The 16,701-nt window shown below is 67.0% G+C and carries 15 protein-coding genes; 14 read left to right on the forward strand and 1 reads right to left on the reverse strand.

Features of this window, described 5'->3' with window-relative positions:
- Nucleotides 1-13 precede the first annotated feature (13 nt).
- Nucleotides 14-1,069, reverse strand: a complete 1,056-nt coding sequence (hemB, locus tag AC1DE3_RS08465) for a porphobilinogen synthase (RefSeq protein WP_441512512.1) — start codon at nucleotides 1,067-1,069, stop codon at nucleotides 14-16.
- A 249-nt stretch (nucleotides 1,070-1,318) separates the two neighbouring features.
- Here hemB and AC1DE3_RS08470 point away from each other — a divergent pair, with 249 nt between their 5' ends.
- The 14 genes from AC1DE3_RS08470 (at nucleotide 1,319) to allE (ending at nucleotide 16,594) form a co-directional block, all read left to right on the forward strand.
- Entirely contained in the window at nucleotides 1,319-2,374 is a 1,056-nt protein-coding gene (locus AC1DE3_RS08470; RefSeq protein ID WP_441512513.1) for an enoyl-CoA hydratase/isomerase family protein, read from the forward strand.
- A gap of 2 nt (nucleotides 2,375-2,376) precedes the next feature.
- The gene (locus AC1DE3_RS08475; protein WP_476780616.1) at nucleotides 2,377-2,817 is read left to right on the forward strand and encodes a DUF6163 family protein; all 441 of its coding nucleotides are present in this window, start codon (nucleotides 2,377-2,379) and stop codon (nucleotides 2,815-2,817) included.
- A 264-nt stretch (nucleotides 2,818-3,081) separates the two neighbouring features.
- A complete protein-coding gene (gene ldtR, locus AC1DE3_RS08480) occupies nucleotides 3,082-3,594 on the forward strand; it encodes a transcriptional regulator LdtR (protein ID WP_441468360.1) in 513 nt (170 codons plus the stop codon).
- A gap of 299 nt (nucleotides 3,595-3,893) precedes the next feature.
- Nucleotides 3,894-5,138, forward strand: a complete 1,245-nt coding sequence (locus AC1DE3_RS08485; protein ID WP_441512515.1) for a L,D-transpeptidase family protein — start codon at nucleotides 3,894-3,896, stop codon at nucleotides 5,136-5,138.
- Between the two features lie 287 nt (nucleotides 5,139-5,425).
- A complete protein-coding gene (locus AC1DE3_RS08490; RefSeq protein ID WP_441512516.1) occupies nucleotides 5,426-8,257 on the forward strand; it encodes an autotransporter domain-containing protein in 2,832 nt (943 codons plus the stop codon).
- A 502-nt stretch (nucleotides 8,258-8,759) separates the two neighbouring features.
- The gene (gene glyA / locus AC1DE3_RS08495; RefSeq protein ID WP_441512517.1) at nucleotides 8,760-10,061 is read left to right on the forward strand and encodes a serine hydroxymethyltransferase; all 1,302 of its coding nucleotides are present in this window, start codon (nucleotides 8,760-8,762) and stop codon (nucleotides 10,059-10,061) included.
- 42 nt (nucleotides 10,062-10,103) lie between these two features.
- On the forward strand, nucleotides 10,104-10,598 hold the full coding sequence (nrdR, locus tag AC1DE3_RS08500; protein ID WP_441512518.1) for a transcriptional regulator NrdR: 495 nt from the start codon (nucleotides 10,104-10,106) through the stop codon (nucleotides 10,596-10,598).
- Nucleotides 10,591-11,721 carry a bifunctional diaminohydroxyphosphoribosylaminopyrimidine deaminase/5-amino-6-(5-phosphoribosylamino)uracil reductase RibD gene (gene ribD / locus AC1DE3_RS08505; RefSeq protein ID WP_441512519.1) on the forward strand — a complete coding sequence of 377 codons (1,131 nt, stop codon included), beginning with the start codon at nucleotides 10,591-10,593 and terminating at the stop codon, nucleotides 11,719-11,721. Before nrdR ends, ribD begins: the two co-directional genes overlap by 8 nt.
- Nucleotides 11,721-12,368, forward strand: a complete 648-nt coding sequence (locus tag AC1DE3_RS08510) for a riboflavin synthase (RefSeq protein ID WP_441512520.1) — start codon at nucleotides 11,721-11,723, stop codon at nucleotides 12,366-12,368. The genes ribD and AC1DE3_RS08510 overlap by 1 nt, the downstream gene beginning before the upstream one ends.
- A gap of 185 nt (nucleotides 12,369-12,553) precedes the next feature.
- Nucleotides 12,554-13,063, forward strand: coding sequence for a 6,7-dimethyl-8-ribityllumazine synthase (gene ribH / locus AC1DE3_RS08515; protein WP_441512521.1), 510 nt, complete (start codon nucleotides 12,554-12,556; stop codon nucleotides 13,061-13,063).
- The gene (nusB, locus tag AC1DE3_RS08520; RefSeq protein WP_441512522.1) at nucleotides 13,060-13,527 is read left to right on the forward strand and encodes a transcription antitermination factor NusB; all 468 of its coding nucleotides are present in this window, start codon (nucleotides 13,060-13,062) and stop codon (nucleotides 13,525-13,527) included. The genes ribH and nusB overlap by 4 nt, the downstream gene beginning before the upstream one ends.
- Nucleotides 13,527-14,522, forward strand: coding sequence for a thiamine-phosphate kinase (gene thiL / locus AC1DE3_RS08525; protein WP_441512523.1), 996 nt, complete (start codon nucleotides 13,527-13,529; stop codon nucleotides 14,520-14,522). Before nusB ends, thiL begins: the two co-directional genes overlap by 1 nt.
- Before the next feature lie 37 nt (nucleotides 14,523-14,559).
- On the forward strand, nucleotides 14,560-15,762 hold the full coding sequence (locus AC1DE3_RS08530) for an MFS transporter (protein ID WP_441512524.1): 1,203 nt from the start codon (nucleotides 14,560-14,562) through the stop codon (nucleotides 15,760-15,762).
- A 31-nt stretch (nucleotides 15,763-15,793) separates the two neighbouring features.
- Nucleotides 15,794-16,594: a (S)-ureidoglycine aminohydrolase gene (allE, locus tag AC1DE3_RS08535; protein WP_441512525.1), complete on the forward strand. Its 801-nt coding sequence runs from the start codon at nucleotides 15,794-15,796 to the stop codon at nucleotides 16,592-16,594.
- Nucleotides 16,595-16,701: the final 107 nt, after the last annotated feature.

Here is a 16,701-nt window from a genome sequence, read left to right on the forward strand (position 1 = left end):
GCGACGGGCGTGTTCAGCCCGCCTTGAGCTTCTTCGCCACGCGCGGCGCGAAATAGGTCAGCACGCCGTCGGCGCCGGCACGCTTGAAGGCGAGCAGGCTCTCCAGCATCGCCTTGTCGCCGTCGAGCCAGCCATTGTTCGCCGCCGCCATGATCATCGCGTACTCGCCGGAGACCTGATAGGCGAAGGTCGGCACGCGGAAATGGTCCTTCACCCGCGCGACCACGTCGAGATAGGGCATGCCGGGCTTGATCATCACCATGTCGGCGCCTTCCTCGAGATCGAGCATCACCTCGGCGATCGCCTCGTCGGTATTGGCCGGGTCCATCTGGTAAGTGCGCTTGTCGCCGACCAGCGTGGCGTTGGTGCCGATCGCGTCGCGGAACGGGCCGTAGAATGCCGAAGCGTATTTCGCCGCATAGGCCATGATCTGCACATCCTCATGGCCGTCGCCGTCGAGCGCGGCACGGATCGCGCCGACGCGCCCGTCCATCATGTCGGAGGGCGCGATCACGTCGGCCCCGGCATCCGCGAGCGCTTGAGCCTGTCCGACGAGGATTGCGACCGAGGCATCGTTCAGGATGCGCTCGCCATCCATCACGCCGTCATGGCCATGCGAGGTATAGGGGTCGAGCGCTGCGTCGCAGATGATGCCGATCTGCGGCACCGCCGACTTGATGGCGCGCACTGCGCGGCACATCAGGTTGTTCGTGTTGAGTGCTTCCGAGCCGGTGGGATCGCGCAGCGCCTTGTCGACATAGGGGAAGGGCGCGATCGCCGGAATGCCGAGCGCCGCAGCCTCCGCCGCCTGCCGCACGGCTTCCTCGATGTTCAGCCGGTCGACGCCCGGCATCCATTCGACCGGCAAGCGGGCCTCGGCCGAGTCCATCAGGAAGATCGGCCAGATCAGGTCGTCGGTCGTGAGCTGCGACTCGCGCACCAGCCGGCGCGACCAGTCGGCCTTGCGGTTGCGGCGCATCCGGCGGGTGAGCCCGAGCGACGGCGCGCCGTGCGCCTCGTCCTGATGCGACTGCGGAGCGGGGAAAGGCCGCACGACCCGGGATTCCATGGACTTTGCCTCAAGCGATGAACGAAAACGGCCCGGCATTCGTCGAAGGGGCGATGTCGGCAAGCCGTTTACATATCACATCGGAACCATTCCAAAACAGGGCGCTTGGTCGCAAGGCTGCTGCCAGCCGGGCGCAGGGCGCGCCGAGCCGAGCGGTGCGGCGGGGCCAAGCCGCACTTGCCGTTCCGTCGCGTTGACAAGCCTGCCCCCGCCTTCCAGAACCGCTGCCCACGGAAGCAGGATCGGACCATGACGCAGGACCAGGAGATCATCTGCGAGATCCGCGGCGCCGCCGGCGTCGTGGTGCTCAACCGGCCGAATGCGCTGAATGCCCTGAGCCTCGGCATGGTCCGCGAGCTCGCACGCGCGCTCGACGCCTGGGAGAACGATCCGCAGGTCACCCGCATCGTCGTCATCAGCACGAGCGAGAAGGCCTTCTCGGCAGGGGGCGACATCCGCTGGCTGCATGATTGCGGCAAGGCCGGGCGACGTGACGAGATGCTCGCCTTCTGGGGCGAGGAGTACATCCTCAATCACCGCATCAAGACTTATCCCAAGCCTTATGTCGCGCTGATCGACGGCATCGTCATGGGCGGCGGCGTCGGCATATCGCTGCATGGCAGCCACCGCATCGCGGGCGATCGCTATCTCTTCGCCATGCCCGAGGTCGGCATCGGCTTCTTCCCCGATGTCGGCGCGACTTATGCGCTGCCGCGTCTCGACGACGGCTTCGGCCGCTTCCTGGCGTTGACGGGTGAGCGTGTCGGCGCCGCCGATGCGCTCACGGTCGGGCTTGCCACCCATGGCGTGCCGAGCGAGCGGATGGCGGAACTGGCCGATGCGCTGACGGGTCGTGGCGCGCTCGACGAGATCCTCGCCGCCTTCAGTCTCCAGCGAGGGCCGGGCCCCCTGCAGGCTGAGCGCGCGGTGATCGCAGATGCCTTCGGCGGGGAGACCTTGCCGGTGGTGATCGCAGGCCTGAACAAGGCCGCCGCCAGCGGCAGCGCCTTCGCAGCCAAGCTGCTGCAGACCATCGCCACCAAATCGCCGACCAGCGTCGCCATCGCCTTCGAGCAGATGCGGCGTGGCGCCGGCCTCGATTTCGCCGAGGCGATGCGTACCGAGTTCCGCATCGTGTCGCGCATTGCGCGCGGCCATGACTTCTATGAGGGCGTGCGCGCTGTCGTGATCGACAAGGATCAGGCGCCGCGCTGGCAGCCGGCGACGCTCGATGCCGTCAGGCAGGCCGATATCGACGCCTATTTTGCGCCGCTCGGCGCCGACGAACTCGAGCTGGAGGATTGAGCTTGGGTCTGGGTGGCGATGGCGAGGCTCTGCGCGGTGCGAGGTCCGGCGAGGATGGCGAGAAGCGGCGAGGCCGGTGGCAGCTCCTGCTCGTCTGGTTCCTGCGCCTGCTCTCGGCCTTCTGGCTCGCCAAGGGGCTCACCGCCTGGGCCGTGATCTTTGGCCTGCCCGGCAATCCGCAGCCGCCCTTCGAAAACCGGCTGCTGAGCTATCAGGCCATCATCGTCTACTTCGCCGTGATCGACCTCGTCGCTGCTGTCGGCCTCTGGCTGACTTCCACCTGGGGTGGCGTGCTCTGGCTTCTGGCGGCGATCAGCCAGATGTTGCTGGGCTTCTTCTTCCCGCGCTTCGTGCCGATGACGGCATGGCTCGTAGTGCTCTATGTCGGGCTGATGGCCGTCTATTTCCTCGCCACCTGGGCGGCGGAGAACGAGGCGGAGTAGCGATCGATCGCCGCTACGATCTTCCCCTCGCACGGCGTTCTCGCAGCGCTCCAAACGCGGCGGCCAGCGCTTCGATTGCGTCGAGTCATGGTAAGAATCGCTTTAGCTTAAGCGTTTCTAGCTTCACTTACGATTCACCCAAAGGGGTAAATCCCTGATTCATCCTGATATTTAAACTCGTTTTCATCCGCCCCTGCTTATGGTGTTTTTCAGAAGCGGACCGGGAGACAAATCCTGGCCGACACACAACAGGCAGGATATACCATGAAAGCGAGCGTCAAGACTTTGGATGTTGCCAAGACTAAAGAGGCCGAACTCAACGTGAAGCCTCTTTATCTTGAGTCGCTCACCCTGGTGGAGCGGCTGCATCGCCGGCTTCTCGATGTCATCAAGGACGAGTTCGAGCGCCGCGGCCGTGACGACGTCAACAGCGTGCAGGCCCTGCTGCTGTACAACATCGGCGATGCCGAGCTGTCCGCCAGCGAGCTGCGCACCCGCGGCTACTATCTCGGCTCGAACGTGTCCTACAATGTGAAGAAGCTGGTCGAACTCGGCTATCTCCACCACGCCCGTTCGCGCATCGACCGTCGCTCGGTCCGGATCAGCCTGACCGACAAGGGCACCGAAGTGCACGATATCGTGAAGGGCGTGTACGACAAGCATGTCCGCACCGTCGAGCAGATCGGCGGCATCGCGGCGGATGACTTCGAGCGCATGAACAACGCGCTGCTGCGCCTGGAGCGCTTCTGGACCGACCAGATCCGCTACAAGCTCTGACGTCTCCGTCGCTTAACGACGGCTTCGCCGATCTGCCTGCCTGTTGCGCGGCTGGGACCTGTCTCGGCCGCGTCGGCGCGATTCCCGCAGGGCTTCGGGATCGACTGTGACTTTGTTGCCATGCATGGGGCAAAACCATGCCATGCCCTAAATTCGCCTCTGTCATCACGCCTCGTTAACCGTGCTAGGACACCGTCATCGGCCATGAGGTTGTTGTGGCAGTCCGGCGCCAGCGTCGCCTTCTTGGCGACGTTTTTATGCGGCCTGCCTGCATGCGTGAAGTCTTGAAGAGGGATGAGATGTCGCAACTGAGCCTGACTCGCCGCGAAACCGTGTTGGCCCTGCTCTCGGGCGCCGCCACGGCCGCCGCAGCCCCGGCGCTCGCCCAGCAGGCGGAGTGGCGGCAGAGCTACGATGCGGGTCCGCGCAACGCCGTCCTCCGCTCCTCCACGCCGATGCTTTCGCCGGAATCGCTGCAGGCTACCGAGCAGGCGATCGCCGCCTATCGGGATCTCGCCGCCCGTGGCGGCTGGCCGCAGGTCCAGCTGCCGGAGCGCATGGGCGTCGGCGCCAGGGGGCCGGGCGTTGTGGCTCTGCGCCAGCGCCTGATCGTCACCGGCGACCTCGATGCGGCCGCAGGCGACAGCGCAGTCTATGACTCCTATGTCGAGGCAGGTGTGCGCCGCTTCCAGTCGCGCGTCGGCCTGTCCACCACCGGCACGATCAACCGCGCCACGGTGGTCGCGCTCAACGTCCCGATCGACCGCCGCATCCGCCAGCTCGAGACCAATGTCGTGCGCCTGCGCACCTGGTCCGGCAATCTCGGCGGCCGCTATGTCGTCGCCAACATCCCCGCGGCGATGGTGGAGACCGTCGAGAACGGCCATGTCGCGACGCGTCACGCCGCCGGCGTCGGCAAGATCGACCGCCAGTCGCCGCTGCTGCAGACCCGGATTCCCGAAGTCAATTTCAACCCGACCTGGACGGTTCCCGCTTCGATCATCCGCAAGGATCTGATCCCGAAGATGCGCAAGGAGCCGGGTTATCTTGCCGAGAACAAGATCCGCATCATCTCGCCGAGCGGCGGCGAGATTTCGCCCGCCAGCGTGAACTGGAACTCGGACGAGGCGACGCGCTATACCTTCCGGCAGGATCCGGGCGGCGACTTCAACTCGCTCGGCTTCGTGCGCATCAACATCCCCAGCCCGCACGGTGTCTACATGCATGACACGCCGTCGAAGGGCATCTTCGGCGACGATTACCGTTTCGTCTCCTCAGGCTGCATGCGCGTCCAGAACGTGCGCGACTATGTCGCCTGGCTGTTGAAGAACACCCCCGGCTGGGACCGCGCCAAGATCGACGAGGTCATTCAGTCGGGGCAGCGCGTCAACGCCCGCATTTCCGACCCGGTGGCCTGCTACTGGGTCTATGTCACGGCGTGGGCGACGGCCGATGGCGGCGTGCAGTTCCGCGACGACATCTACAACAAGGACGGCCTCGGCCCGGCGCCGGTAGCGGCCCTTCAGGGCGATCAGGACATCTGAACGGCCGAGAGGCTCTCGAGAGCGATGAAGCCCGCCGGAGACGGCGGGCTTTTTGCTGGCCGGAGCCAGTGCGGCGCACTGCGATCGAGGTGACAGAAAGCACCCGGCGCTTCCGCGGCCCTAACCGAAGCCATGCGTTGTCGGCCTAGGCGCCGGCCACTGGTTCGCGTTGACCCTCCGGCCGCCTGTGGGCAGGTTCTTAGCCGGCGCGTCCGGATGGAGCCTTGCGCCGATGTCTCGGGGGCTGCGTGAATTTCCTGGCTAAGCCTACCGTTGCAGCCTTTCTGGTGTCGACGGCTCTCACGAATGTCGCCGCGGCTCAGTCGCGCGGCCCGCTCACCGATCCCCAGAGCTGGCGCACACCCGAATACTTGGCCCAGTGGGGGCTCGACTATATCAACGCCGCGAATGCCTATGCGCGCGGCGTCGATGGTACGGGGGTGCTGATCGGAGTCATCGATTCCGGGATCTTTGCCGCACATCCTGAATTCATCGGCCGATATGCCGGGGGTTACGACTATCCCACCGAAACGGCGCAGCCGATCGATCGCAGCGGGCACGGCACGAGCGTTTCATCAGTCATCGCCGCCAACCGTGACGGCAAGGGCGTGCACGGGGTCGCGCCCGGCGCCTCGCTCGTCGTCGCTGGAACGGAAGTCGAGTTGGGATATACGGAAGTGGCTTTCACGATGAGAGCCTATGCCGATCTGCAGGCGCGCGGCGTCCGCATCATCAATAACAGCTACGGCGATGAACGCCCGATTACGGCATTCACGAGCGGCAGCTACCAGTCGGAGTACCCGGCAGGCATCCCCGCCTATCGACGCGCTGTTGCCGCAGGAATTCTCAGCATCTGGGGCACGGCGAATGAAGGCCGGAATCAACCGAGCGCCGAGGCCGGGCTGCCCTATCTCTTCCCGGAGTTGGAGCGCGGCTGGCTGGCGGTTATGGCCCTCGGCCCCGATTATGAGCCGTTCTACACCAACCGCTGCGGTGTGGCGAAGAACTGGTGCCTCGCGGCCCCCGGCGGCGGCGACTGGTGGTATCCCGACCCTTATCCCAACGATCCCATTGTCGTGGCCAACAACAGCGGCGGCTATTCCAGGGTCTACGGGACTTCCTTCGCCGCTCCCCATGTATCGGGCGCAGCGGCGCTGGTCTGGCAGATGTTTCCCTTCTTCAGCGCCGACCAGGTGCGCCAGACCCTGCTCGGCACAGCCAAGGACATTGGCCCGCCGGGCGTCGACGAAATCTTCGGATACGGCCTGCTCGATGTCGGCAAGGCTGTGCTCGGCCCCGGCCGCTTCGACTGGGGCGACTTCGTCGTCGAACAGCCCGGCGGCGTCGCCTTCTTCGAGAACGATATTGTCGGCGCAGGCGGCCTCGTCAAACGCGGCGACGGCGAACTCGTCCTGACCGGCCACAGCGCCTATGCCGGCGCGACGCGGGTCGAGGGCGGCTTTCTCACCGTCATGGGCAGCATCGCCTCGGCCACCAGCGTCGCGCCGGCGGGCACGCTTGCCGGCACCGGCGTCGTCAACGGCTATGTCGACAATGCCGGCGCGGTCTGGGCCGGCAACAACCGCGGCGTCGGGACGCTGACCGTCAACGGCAGCTATGTGCAGCAGGCCGGCGGATTCCTGGTCCAGCAGCTCGACGCGACGGGCGGGCAGAATCGTCTCGCCGTGACGGGAACGGCTAGCCTTGCCGGTCAGGTAGCGCTGGCCGGCGGCCCGCAACTGCTGCCGCGCTTCCTGACCATGCCGGTGATCACCGCCGGGCAGGGCCTCATCGGCCGCTTCGAAGGCGTCGAAGGTCCCTTCGGAGACGGCTCGGCACCCTTCGTCCAGGCCAGCCTGCGCTACGAGCCGAACACGGCGCATCTCGACATCCGTACGCTCCCCTTCGACGCGCCCGGCGTCTGCGCCTCGGCCAATCAATGCGCTGCCGGCTCCGCTCTGGAGCGCGGCCTTGTCGGTGCCGATGCCGATCTGCGCGGCGTGGCCACCCTGCTCCAGGCCGCCGGCACGCGCGACGGCGCCCGCGCGGCGCTGTCCGGCCTCTCGGGCGCGGCGCATGCCAGCCTCAGTACGATCGCACTCGGCGGCTTCGCGCCCTTCGGCGGAATGATCGCGCAACGCCTGACCGATCTGCGCTCCGGCCAGGTCGAGCCGACGGCGGGGCATACGGCGATGGCCTATGCGTCGGGTGGGGCAATCAGCCCGGCTGCGGCGCTGCTGGCGCGGCTGCCCTCCGGCCAGGCTGCACCCTGGGGCGAGGCTGGGGCCTCCCAAAATGCCTGGCTGCGTGGCTATGGCCTCGCCGGCAGGGTCGGCGGCGATGCCAATGCCGGCGGCGCCGATTACCGCGGCGGCGGCGTGGCCGGCGGCTTCGATCGGCAGGTCACGCCCGCTCTGCTGCTCGGCTTCAGCCTCGGCCTGTCCAGCACCGATATCGATTTCCGGCAGTTCGCCGGCAAGGGCAGCATCAAGGCCTATGACGGCGCGTTCTATGGCAGCTATGCGAGCGGGCCGCTGCGCCTCGACGGTGTCCTCGGCTATGCCCGCCTCGATCTCGAGAGCCAGCGCAGCATCAGCTTCGGCGGCATCTCGCGTCGAGCCGACGCTGATTACGGCGGCGACCGCTTCACCGGCGCTCTCGAGGCGGCCTATGCCGTCGAACTCGGCTGGTCGACGATCGAGCCGCTGGCCGGGCTGCGCTATACCTACGTGCGGCAGGATGGCTTTGCCGAGACCGGCGCCGGCAGCATCGGCCTGACCAGCGGCTGGCAATCGGCATCGAGCCTGCTCGGCAGCCTCGGCGCCCGTCTCACCCGGCAGTTCGACCTTGGTGCGAACCGGATCGCGATCGAGGCGCGCGGCCGCTGGCAGCACGAATTCCTCGACGATGCCGTCGTCCTCGACACCGCCTTCATCGGGGCGTCGGCGGCAAGCTTCGCCGTGCAGGGCGCGCGGGTGGCGCGCGATAGCGCGATCCTGGGCATCGGCCTGTCGACGCGGGCCGGCCGCAATGTGACGCTCATCGCCGATTACGATGTCCGTCTCAACGCGGATGACACCGCCCATGCCGTGACGGCGGGATTGCGCGCGACCTGGTAGCGGGCCACCGCGCGGCATCATGTGTTCGGCACGATCGGCGGTGCTGGCGATCCTTGCCGTCCCTTTTCGCCCGGCTGCGAATGTCAGTCCCCCGGCGCCGATAGAAGCGAGCCGGCCAGCAGGCGAAGCCCGGTTGCCTCATCCGATTCGGGGTTGTCGGCGAAAGCCGGCGCGCCCGAGAGCAGACTCGTGGTGAAACCGCTGCAGCCGAGCAGGCGATGCCCTAAATTTGCGGAGCGTTCGTCTTCACCGGCATGGTTCCGGGCCGGCCGTCATCGCGACCCGGGGCCGTGCTCCTTGGTCGGTCGGGGAGGCGCCTTGGATTTTTTGAGCTGCTTGCGCTCGTGTCATCCGCTTCACGCTTGGAAAGGCGCGCCCCGAGTGCTACGGGACCCGCGACAGCGGGATCGCGCGCGCGGATTCCGCAAAGCCTTCGCACCGCATGCCGCGCAGGGTCGCACGCCGTTGGTGGGCGATGATACAGCGCCGATGGAGCCCCGCCATGAGCCATGACGCCGCCGCCGACAAGCACCTCTCGAACTCCTTCTTCGGCGCTTCGCTGCATGACGCCGATCCCGAGATCGCCCGCGCCATCGATCTGGAGCTCGGCCGCCAGCGCGACGAGATCGAGCTGATCGCCTCCGAGAACATCGTCTCCCGCGCGGTGCTCGAGGCGCAGGGCTCGGTGATGACCAACAAATACGCCGAAGGCTATCCGGGCCGGCGCTACTATGGCGGCTGCCAGTTCGTCGACATCGCCGAGAAGCTCGCCATCGAGCGCGCCTGCCGGCTGTTCGACTGCAACTTCGCCAATGTCCAGCCGAACTCCGGCTCGCAGGCCAACCAGGGCGTCTTCATGGCGCTGATGCAGCCCGGCGACACCTTCATGGGCCTTGATCTCGCCGCCGGCGGGCACCTGACCCATGGCGCGCCGGTCAACCAGTCCGGCAAGTGGTTCAACGTCGTCTCTTACGGCGTCTGCGTCGTCGACCAGACCATCGACTATGACGCGATGGAGCGCCTCGCCATCGAGCACAAGCCGAAAGTCATCGTCGCCGGCGGCTCGGCCTATGCCCGCCACTGGGACTTTGCCCGTTTCCGCGAGATCTGCGACAAGGTCGGCGCCTATTTCATGGTCGACATCGCCCATTTCGCCGGGCTCGTCGCCGGCGGCGCGCATCCCTCGCCATTCCCGCACGCCCATGTCGTCACCACCACGACGCACAAGACCCTGCGCGGCCCCCGCGGCGGCATGATCCTGACCAATGACGAGGCGCTGGCGAAGAAGATCAACTCGGCGATCTTCCCCGGCATTCAGGGCGGGCCGCTGATGCATGTCATCGCCGCCAAGGCGGTCTCGTTCCAGGAGGCGCTGCAGCCGGAGTTCAAGACCTATGCCCACGCTGTCGTCGCCAACGCCAAGGCGCTGGCCGAGACGCTGAAGGCGAAGGGCTTCGACCTCGTCACCGGCGGCACCGACAACCACCTGATGCTGGTCGATCTCCGCTCGAAGAAGCTGACCGGCAAGGCGGCCGAGGCCGCGCTCGGCCGCGCCCACATCACCTGCAACAAGAACGGCATCCCCTTCGACCCGGAGAAGCCGATGACCACCTCGGGCATCCGCCTCGGCACCCCGGCTGCGACCTCGCGCGGCTTCGGCATCGCCGAGTTCAAGCAGGTCGGCGAGCTCATCGCCGAGGTGCTCGACGGTCTTGCCGCCCATGGCGAGGAAGGCAATGCCGCGGTCGAGCAGGCCGTGACGGTCAAGGTCAAGGCGCTGACGGCGCGCTTCCCGATCTATTGAGGGCGGTTTCGAAGGGGCTCTGAGAAAAGCTGGCGAACCGGAATGCGCTGTCCCTATTGCGGCTCCCTCGATACGCAGGTGAAGGACTCCCGTCCCACCGACGACCACGCCTCGATCCGCCGCCGCCGGGTCTGCCCCGATTGCGGCGGCCGCTTTACCACCTTCGAGCGCGTGCAACTGCGCGAATTGACGGTGGTCAAGCGCTCGGGCCGGCGTGCGCCGTTCGATCGGGATAAGCTGGAGACCTCGATTGCGCATGCTCTGCGCAAGCGCCCCGTCGCGCCGGAGCGCATCGAACGCATGGTCAACGGCATCGTCCGCCAGCTTGAGAGCTCGGGCGAGACGGAGATTCCGAGTTCGACCATCGGCGAATTGGTGATGGAGGGGCTGAAGGGCCTCGACGACGTCGCCTATGTCCGCTTCGCTTCGGTCTACAAGAATTTCCGCGAGGCGAAGGACTTCGAGGAACTGCTCGGCCAGCTCGGCACCGTCGAGGAGGAGGGCGTCTCCGCCCCACCGCGCCGCGCCGATGACTGACCGCAGCGCGGTCGATCGCGCCTTCATGGCGCAGGCGCTCGCCTATGGCGCCCGCAATCTCGGCGCGACCTGGCCGAATCCCTCCGTCGGCGCCCTCATCACCCGCGACACCCCCGATGGGCCGATCGTCGTTGCTCGCGGCCTGACCCAGCCCGGTGGGCGGCCGCATGGCGAGGCGCATGCCTTTTCGCGGGCCGGTGCTGCGTCGATGGGTGGCACGCTCTATGTCACGCTCGAACCCTGCTCGCATCGTTCGGTGCGCGGCGGCATTCCCTGTGTCGAACACACCATCCTGTCGGGCGTGAAGCGGGTCGTTTCGGCGATGTCGGACCCCAACCCCTTCATCGCGGGTCTCGGGCATGCGCTGCTGCGCACGGCGGGTATCGAGGTCACCGTCGGCGTGCTTGAGGACGAGGCGCAGCGCGCCCATCGCGGCCATGTCCTGCGCATCACGCAGGGACGGCCCATGGTGACCTTCAAGATCGCCCGCACGGCAGATGGCTATGCCGGGGGGGCAGGGGGCACGCCCATCGCAGTCTCCAGCCCGGTGGCCGGCGGCTGGGTGCATCTGCAGCGCGCCCATCACGATGCGATCATGCTCGGCGTCAACTCGGTGCTCTCGGACGACCCGCAGCTCACCGTGCGCCTGCCCGGTCTGGCCGCGCGCTCGCCGATCCGCGTCATCCTCGACACGCATCTGCGCCTGCCGCTTGACTCGAAGCTCGTGCGCACGGCGCGCGAGGTGCCCGTCTGGATCATCGCGGCAGAGACCGCGCCGGTCGAGCCCGAAGAGGCCCTGGTCGCCGCCGGCGTCGAGGTCATGCGCGTCTCGGCCGGTAGCGACGGCCATCTCGATCTGCGCGAAGCGCTGACGCTGCTGGGCACGCGCGGAATCACCCGCGTCTTCTCGGAGGGCGGCCCGCGCATAGGCGAGAAGCTGGCGCTGGCTGGTCTTGCCGACGAGGTGATCGTCTCCACTTCGCCAAAAACGCTGGGGCAGCCCGGCATCGTTGCCGTGCGTCCGGGGCTTGCCGGGCTGTTGGCCGCGCCCGATCTATACGCCCTTGCCGAGACCGGGCTGATCGGTCAGGACCGTTTCGAGCATTTCGTGAGGAGAGGCTGATGTTCACCGGCATCGTCACCGCCATCGGCGAGGTCGTGGAGGCTGAGCGCAAGGGGCCGAGCCTCAAGCGCTTCGCCATCGCCTGCCCCTATGAGGCGCAAGGCATCGCAATCGGCGCCTCGATCGCCTGCGCTGGCGTCTGCCTGACGGTCACGGCGCTGAGGCCCCGCACGGACGGCGCGATGGGTTGCCTGTTCCAGGTCGAGGCCGCGGCGGAGACGCTGGCGAAGACGACCGTCGGCGATTGGGAGCCGGGCACGCAGGTCAATCTGGAGCGCTCGCTCAAGGTCGGCGAGGAGCTTGGCGGCCATCTCGTCACCGGCCATGTCGACGGTATCGCCCGCATCCTGAAGATCGATGCGATCGAGGCCGACCCGGACGAGCCCTGGGGCGCGACCGCGCGTTTCCACATCCGCGCGCCGCAGGAGCTCGCCCGCTTTATCGCGACCAAGGGCTCGATCTGCCTTGATGGCACCTCGCTGACGGTCAATTCGGTGGAGGACGATGTCTTCACTGTTCTGCTGATTCCGCACTCCTTCGCCGTCACCACCTGGGGACAGCGCAAGGAGGGCGACCCCGTTCATCTCGAGGTCGATCTGATGGCACGGTATGCCGCGCGGCTTGCGGAGGCGCGCCCGCAGGGGTAAGAGCCTGCTTCAACTCAAGAATTCGAGCCCTCATCCTGAGGAACCGCGAAGCGGCGTCTCGACGGATGTTCCAGCCCGCTCTGGATCATCCTTCGAGACGCCATTTCTGTCGAAATGGCTCCTCGTGACGAGCGCTGTGCGGCCCGATCGCGTCGACTGGACCGTGTGCAAGAAGGATAGAAGAAATGGCCGGACCCCGGCAGACCTCGGCCGATAAGGCCGCAACTTCCGCCGTCGAGATCGACGGCGCCCGCGTCCTCGTCGTCGAGGCGCGATTCTATGACAAGCTCGCCGATGAGCTGCTGGCCGGCGCCGTMGCCGTGCTGGAAGAAGCCGGCTGCCGCGTCGATGTCGTCACCGTCCCCGGCGCGCTGGAAATCCCCTCCGCCATCGTCATCGGCCTGCGCGCCGCCGACGAGGCCGTCGATCCCTATGAAGCCGTCGTCGCGCTCGGGACGGTGATCCGCGGCGAGACCGGCCATTACGACATCGTCGCCGGCGAAAGCTCGCGCGCGTTGATGGATCTCTCGGTCGCCTTCGCTCTGCCGCTCGGCAACGGCATTCTGACCGTCGAGAACGACGCTCAGGCCTGGGCCCGTGCCAACCGCTCGGACATGAACAAGGGCGGTGGCGCGGCGGAAGCCGCGCTCGCCGTGCTGCGCTACAAGCGCTCCCTGGTGGAGCAATCGCAATGAGCCGCGCCGAGAAGCGGCGCGGGGCGCGGCTCTCGGTCGTGCAGGCGCTCTACGAGATGGAAATCGGCGGCCGTGGCGTCGTCGAGGCGATGGCCGAGTTCGAGCATTTCTGGATCGGCAAGGAGGTCGAGGAGATCGAGTTGCCGGAGGCGGAGATCGCCTTCTTCCGCGACATTCTCGGCGGCGTCGTCCGTGAGCAGCGCCTGGTTGATCGCACTGTCGACGATTTGCTGGCCAAGGACTGGCCGCTGAAGCGGGTCGAGGCCGTGGTCCGCGCGATCTTGCGCGCCGGCGCCTATGAGCTTGCCTTCCGCAAGGACGTGCCGGCTCGCGCCGTCATTTCCGAATATGTCGCGGTCGCCCGCGCCTTCTACGAGGGCGACGAGATCGGCATGGTCAACGCCGTGCTCGACCGCATGGCCCGCGACTTCCGCGCCGACGAGTTCGACGCACCGGCGGCCTGATGTCCGAAACCTCCCGCCCGGGTGAATTCGAGCTGATCGCCCGCTATTTCGCGCCGATCGCCGGGCCGGGCGGGCTTGGGCTGCTCGATGATGCCGGCCTGCTGCGGCCGGGCCGCGGCTATGAGGTCGTCGTCACGGCCGATGCGCTGGTCGCCGGCGTGCACTTCTTTGCCGACGATCCACCGGAGGCGATTGGCTGGAAGGCACTGGCCGTCAATCTCTCCGATCTCGCGGCCAAGGGCGCGAAGCCCGAGGGCTTCGTCCTCACGCTCGCCTTGCCGCGCGGCTGGACCGAAGCCTGGCTCGCCGGTTTCGTGGCAGGCCTCGCCCGCATCGCCGAAGCCGCCGCCTGCCCGCTGATTGGCGGTGACACCGTCTCGACGGCGGGGCCGCTCACCCTGTCGATCACCGCCTTCGGCACCGTTCCGGCAGGGCGGATGGTCCGGCGCTCCGGCGCGAAGCCGGGGGATGTGGTGCTCGTCTCCGGCACTATGGGAGACGGCGCGCTTGGGCTGAAGGTGCACGGCCCGGACAAACCGGGCTGGGTCGCTGCACTCGTCTCCGAGGACCGCGCCTTCCTCATCGATCGCTATCTGCATCCGCAGTCCCGCCATGCGCTTGCGACGGCGTTGCAGCGCCACGCCTCGGCCGCGATGGACGTCTCGGACGGTCTTGTCGGTGATCTCGCCAAGCTGCTGAGGGCCTCGGGGGTGGGCGCCGAGATCACTCTCGATGCCGTCCCGCTCTCGTCGGCGGTCCGCGCGGCGGTCATGGCCGATCCCGCACTGGCGGAACTGGCCTGGACCGGCGGAGACGACTACGAAATTCTCTGTACGGCCTCAGAAGGGGAATATCCTGCTCTGATCGCGGCGGCAAAGGAGGCAATGCTTCCGCTGACGCCGATCGGGCGGATCACCGCAGAGGCCGGCGTGGTTGAATATCGCGAGAAGGGTGGATTGCGCAGTTTCGCGCAAGGCTCCTTCTCTCACTTCTGACAGCGGCGCGTCACTGCGACCGCGAGGCGGCATTGTGATGAACCAGCATGTTCCGGTCCTCGATGGCGACAGGCTCGCGAAGCGCAATGCTCTGGTGCTGGCCGGCGCACAGGCGCTCGGCGGTGCCAATCCCGCGATCATCGTTTCTCTCGGCGGCATCGTCGGCGCGCAGCTCGTCGCCGACCAGGCCTTCGCGACGGTGCCGGTCAGCCTGCTTCAGCTCGGCATCGCCGTCGGAGTAATTCCGGCTGCGATGGTGATGCGAAGCATCGGGCGGCGCAGCGGCTATCTGATCGGCGCGCTCGTCGGCGCAACGGGAGCGAGCCTCGCCGCCGGCGGTGCGACGCTGCGCCTGTTCTGGCTGTTCTGCATCGGCACATTTGTCTGCGGGCTCTACGGCTCCTTCGTCCAGAGCTATCGCTTCGCCGCGGCCGATACGGCGAGCGAGGAATTTCGGCCCCGCGCCATTTCCTGGGTGATGTTCGGCGGTCTTGCCGCCGGCATCATCGGGCCGCAATCGGTCTATTGGACACGCGATCTCACGCCTTCGGCCCCGTTCGCGGCGAGCTTCCTCGCGCAGGGCGTCTTGGCGCTGATCGCCATCCTGATCGTCTCCCGCCTCCGTGCACCGCGGGTTGCGGCCGTCCGTTCCGGTGGCGGGCGCCCGCTCGGCGAAATCATGCGTCAACCGAAGTTCATCGCCTCCGTCACCGCCTCGCTGGTTGCGTATGGGTTGATGAGCTTCGTGATGACGGCTGCGCCGATGGCGATGGTTGCCTGCGGTCATTCGGTCGGCGATGCCGCCCTCGGCATCCAATGGCATGTGCTCTCGATGTTCGGGCCGAGCTTCTTCACCGGCCGGCTGATCGCCCGCTTCGGCAAGGGCACGATCACATCCGTCGGTCTCGTGCTGACGGCACTGGCTGCCGTCGTCGGCCTCACCGGTCTCAGTGTCGGTCATTTCTGGCTGGCCCTGATCCTCCTCGGCCTCGGCTGGAATTTCGGCTTCATCGGCGCGACTGCCCTGGTGACCGATTGCTACCGGCCGGAGGAGCGGGTGAAGGTGCAGGCGGCCAACGACTTCCTCGTCTTCGGCTCGGTCGCCATCGCCTCCTTCTCGGCTGGCGGGCTGCTCAGCCATGGCGGCTGGGACAGCGTGAACTGGCTCGTCTTCCCGCCTGTTGCAATCGCGCTGGCGATGGTGGCCTGGGCGCGTCTCCAGCGTCCGGCCGTCGCCTGAGGGGCGAGGCGCTTTCTTCCGGGAGTTTCCGATGAGCAACCGCGCGTTTCCCCCCGCGACCGGCCGCGTGCCGCCGGGAGCGATTGGCCATAATCGCGGCGTCGTACGCCCCAACTATGCGTTCATGCCGCCGGAAGGCGTGCTGATCAGCCGCCTGCCGCAATATAAGGACACCATCGTCCGCGTGCTCGCCGCCCCGGTCCTTGGCGCAGCCTTCGCCCAATATGTTCTCGAAATCGCGCCGGGCGGCGGCACGCCGGCTTCTTTCGGCGAGGATGGCGTCCAGCACTTCTTCTACGTCCTGTCCGGCGAGGTCGCCTTGTCCATCGACGGCGCGGCGGCAGGGGGGCTGGCACCGGGCGGCTTCGCCTATCTCCCGCCGGCGACGCTATTCACGCTGCGCAACGAGAGCGGGGGACCGGCGCGCGTTCTTGCGCTCCGCAAGCGCTACGAGCCGGCCCCCGGCCTCGCCGTGCCCGAGCCGATCCTGTCGCATCAGGACGCCGTGCCGATGACGAATCACACCGGCAAGGAAGGGCGCGGCTTCCAGTTCCTGCTGCCCTATGGCGACATGCGATTCGACTTCGAGATGAACCTGATGTGGTTCAAGCCTGGAGTCTGCTTCCCGGCAGTCGAGACGCATGTGATGGAGCACGGCCTCTACATGCTGGAAGGGCAGGGGCTCTACTTGCTCGGCGAAGAATGGCACGAGATCTGGGCGCAGGATTTCATCTGGATGGGCGGCTATTGCCCCCAGCAATTCTATCCGACCGGCCAAGACGACGCCTGCTATCTGCTCTACAAGAACGTCAACCGCGACGTCGCACTCTGAGGCGCGACAAGGCTCGCCTGACATTCGACGAAATTTGTAAGCGTGGCCGTTTGCGCTCTTCGCCGAAACTTGCCACAAATTCGCCTGACACTGGCGACGCGGAGCGG

The sequence above is a fragment of the Allobosea sp. 10L417 genome, from assembly GCF_056395485.1.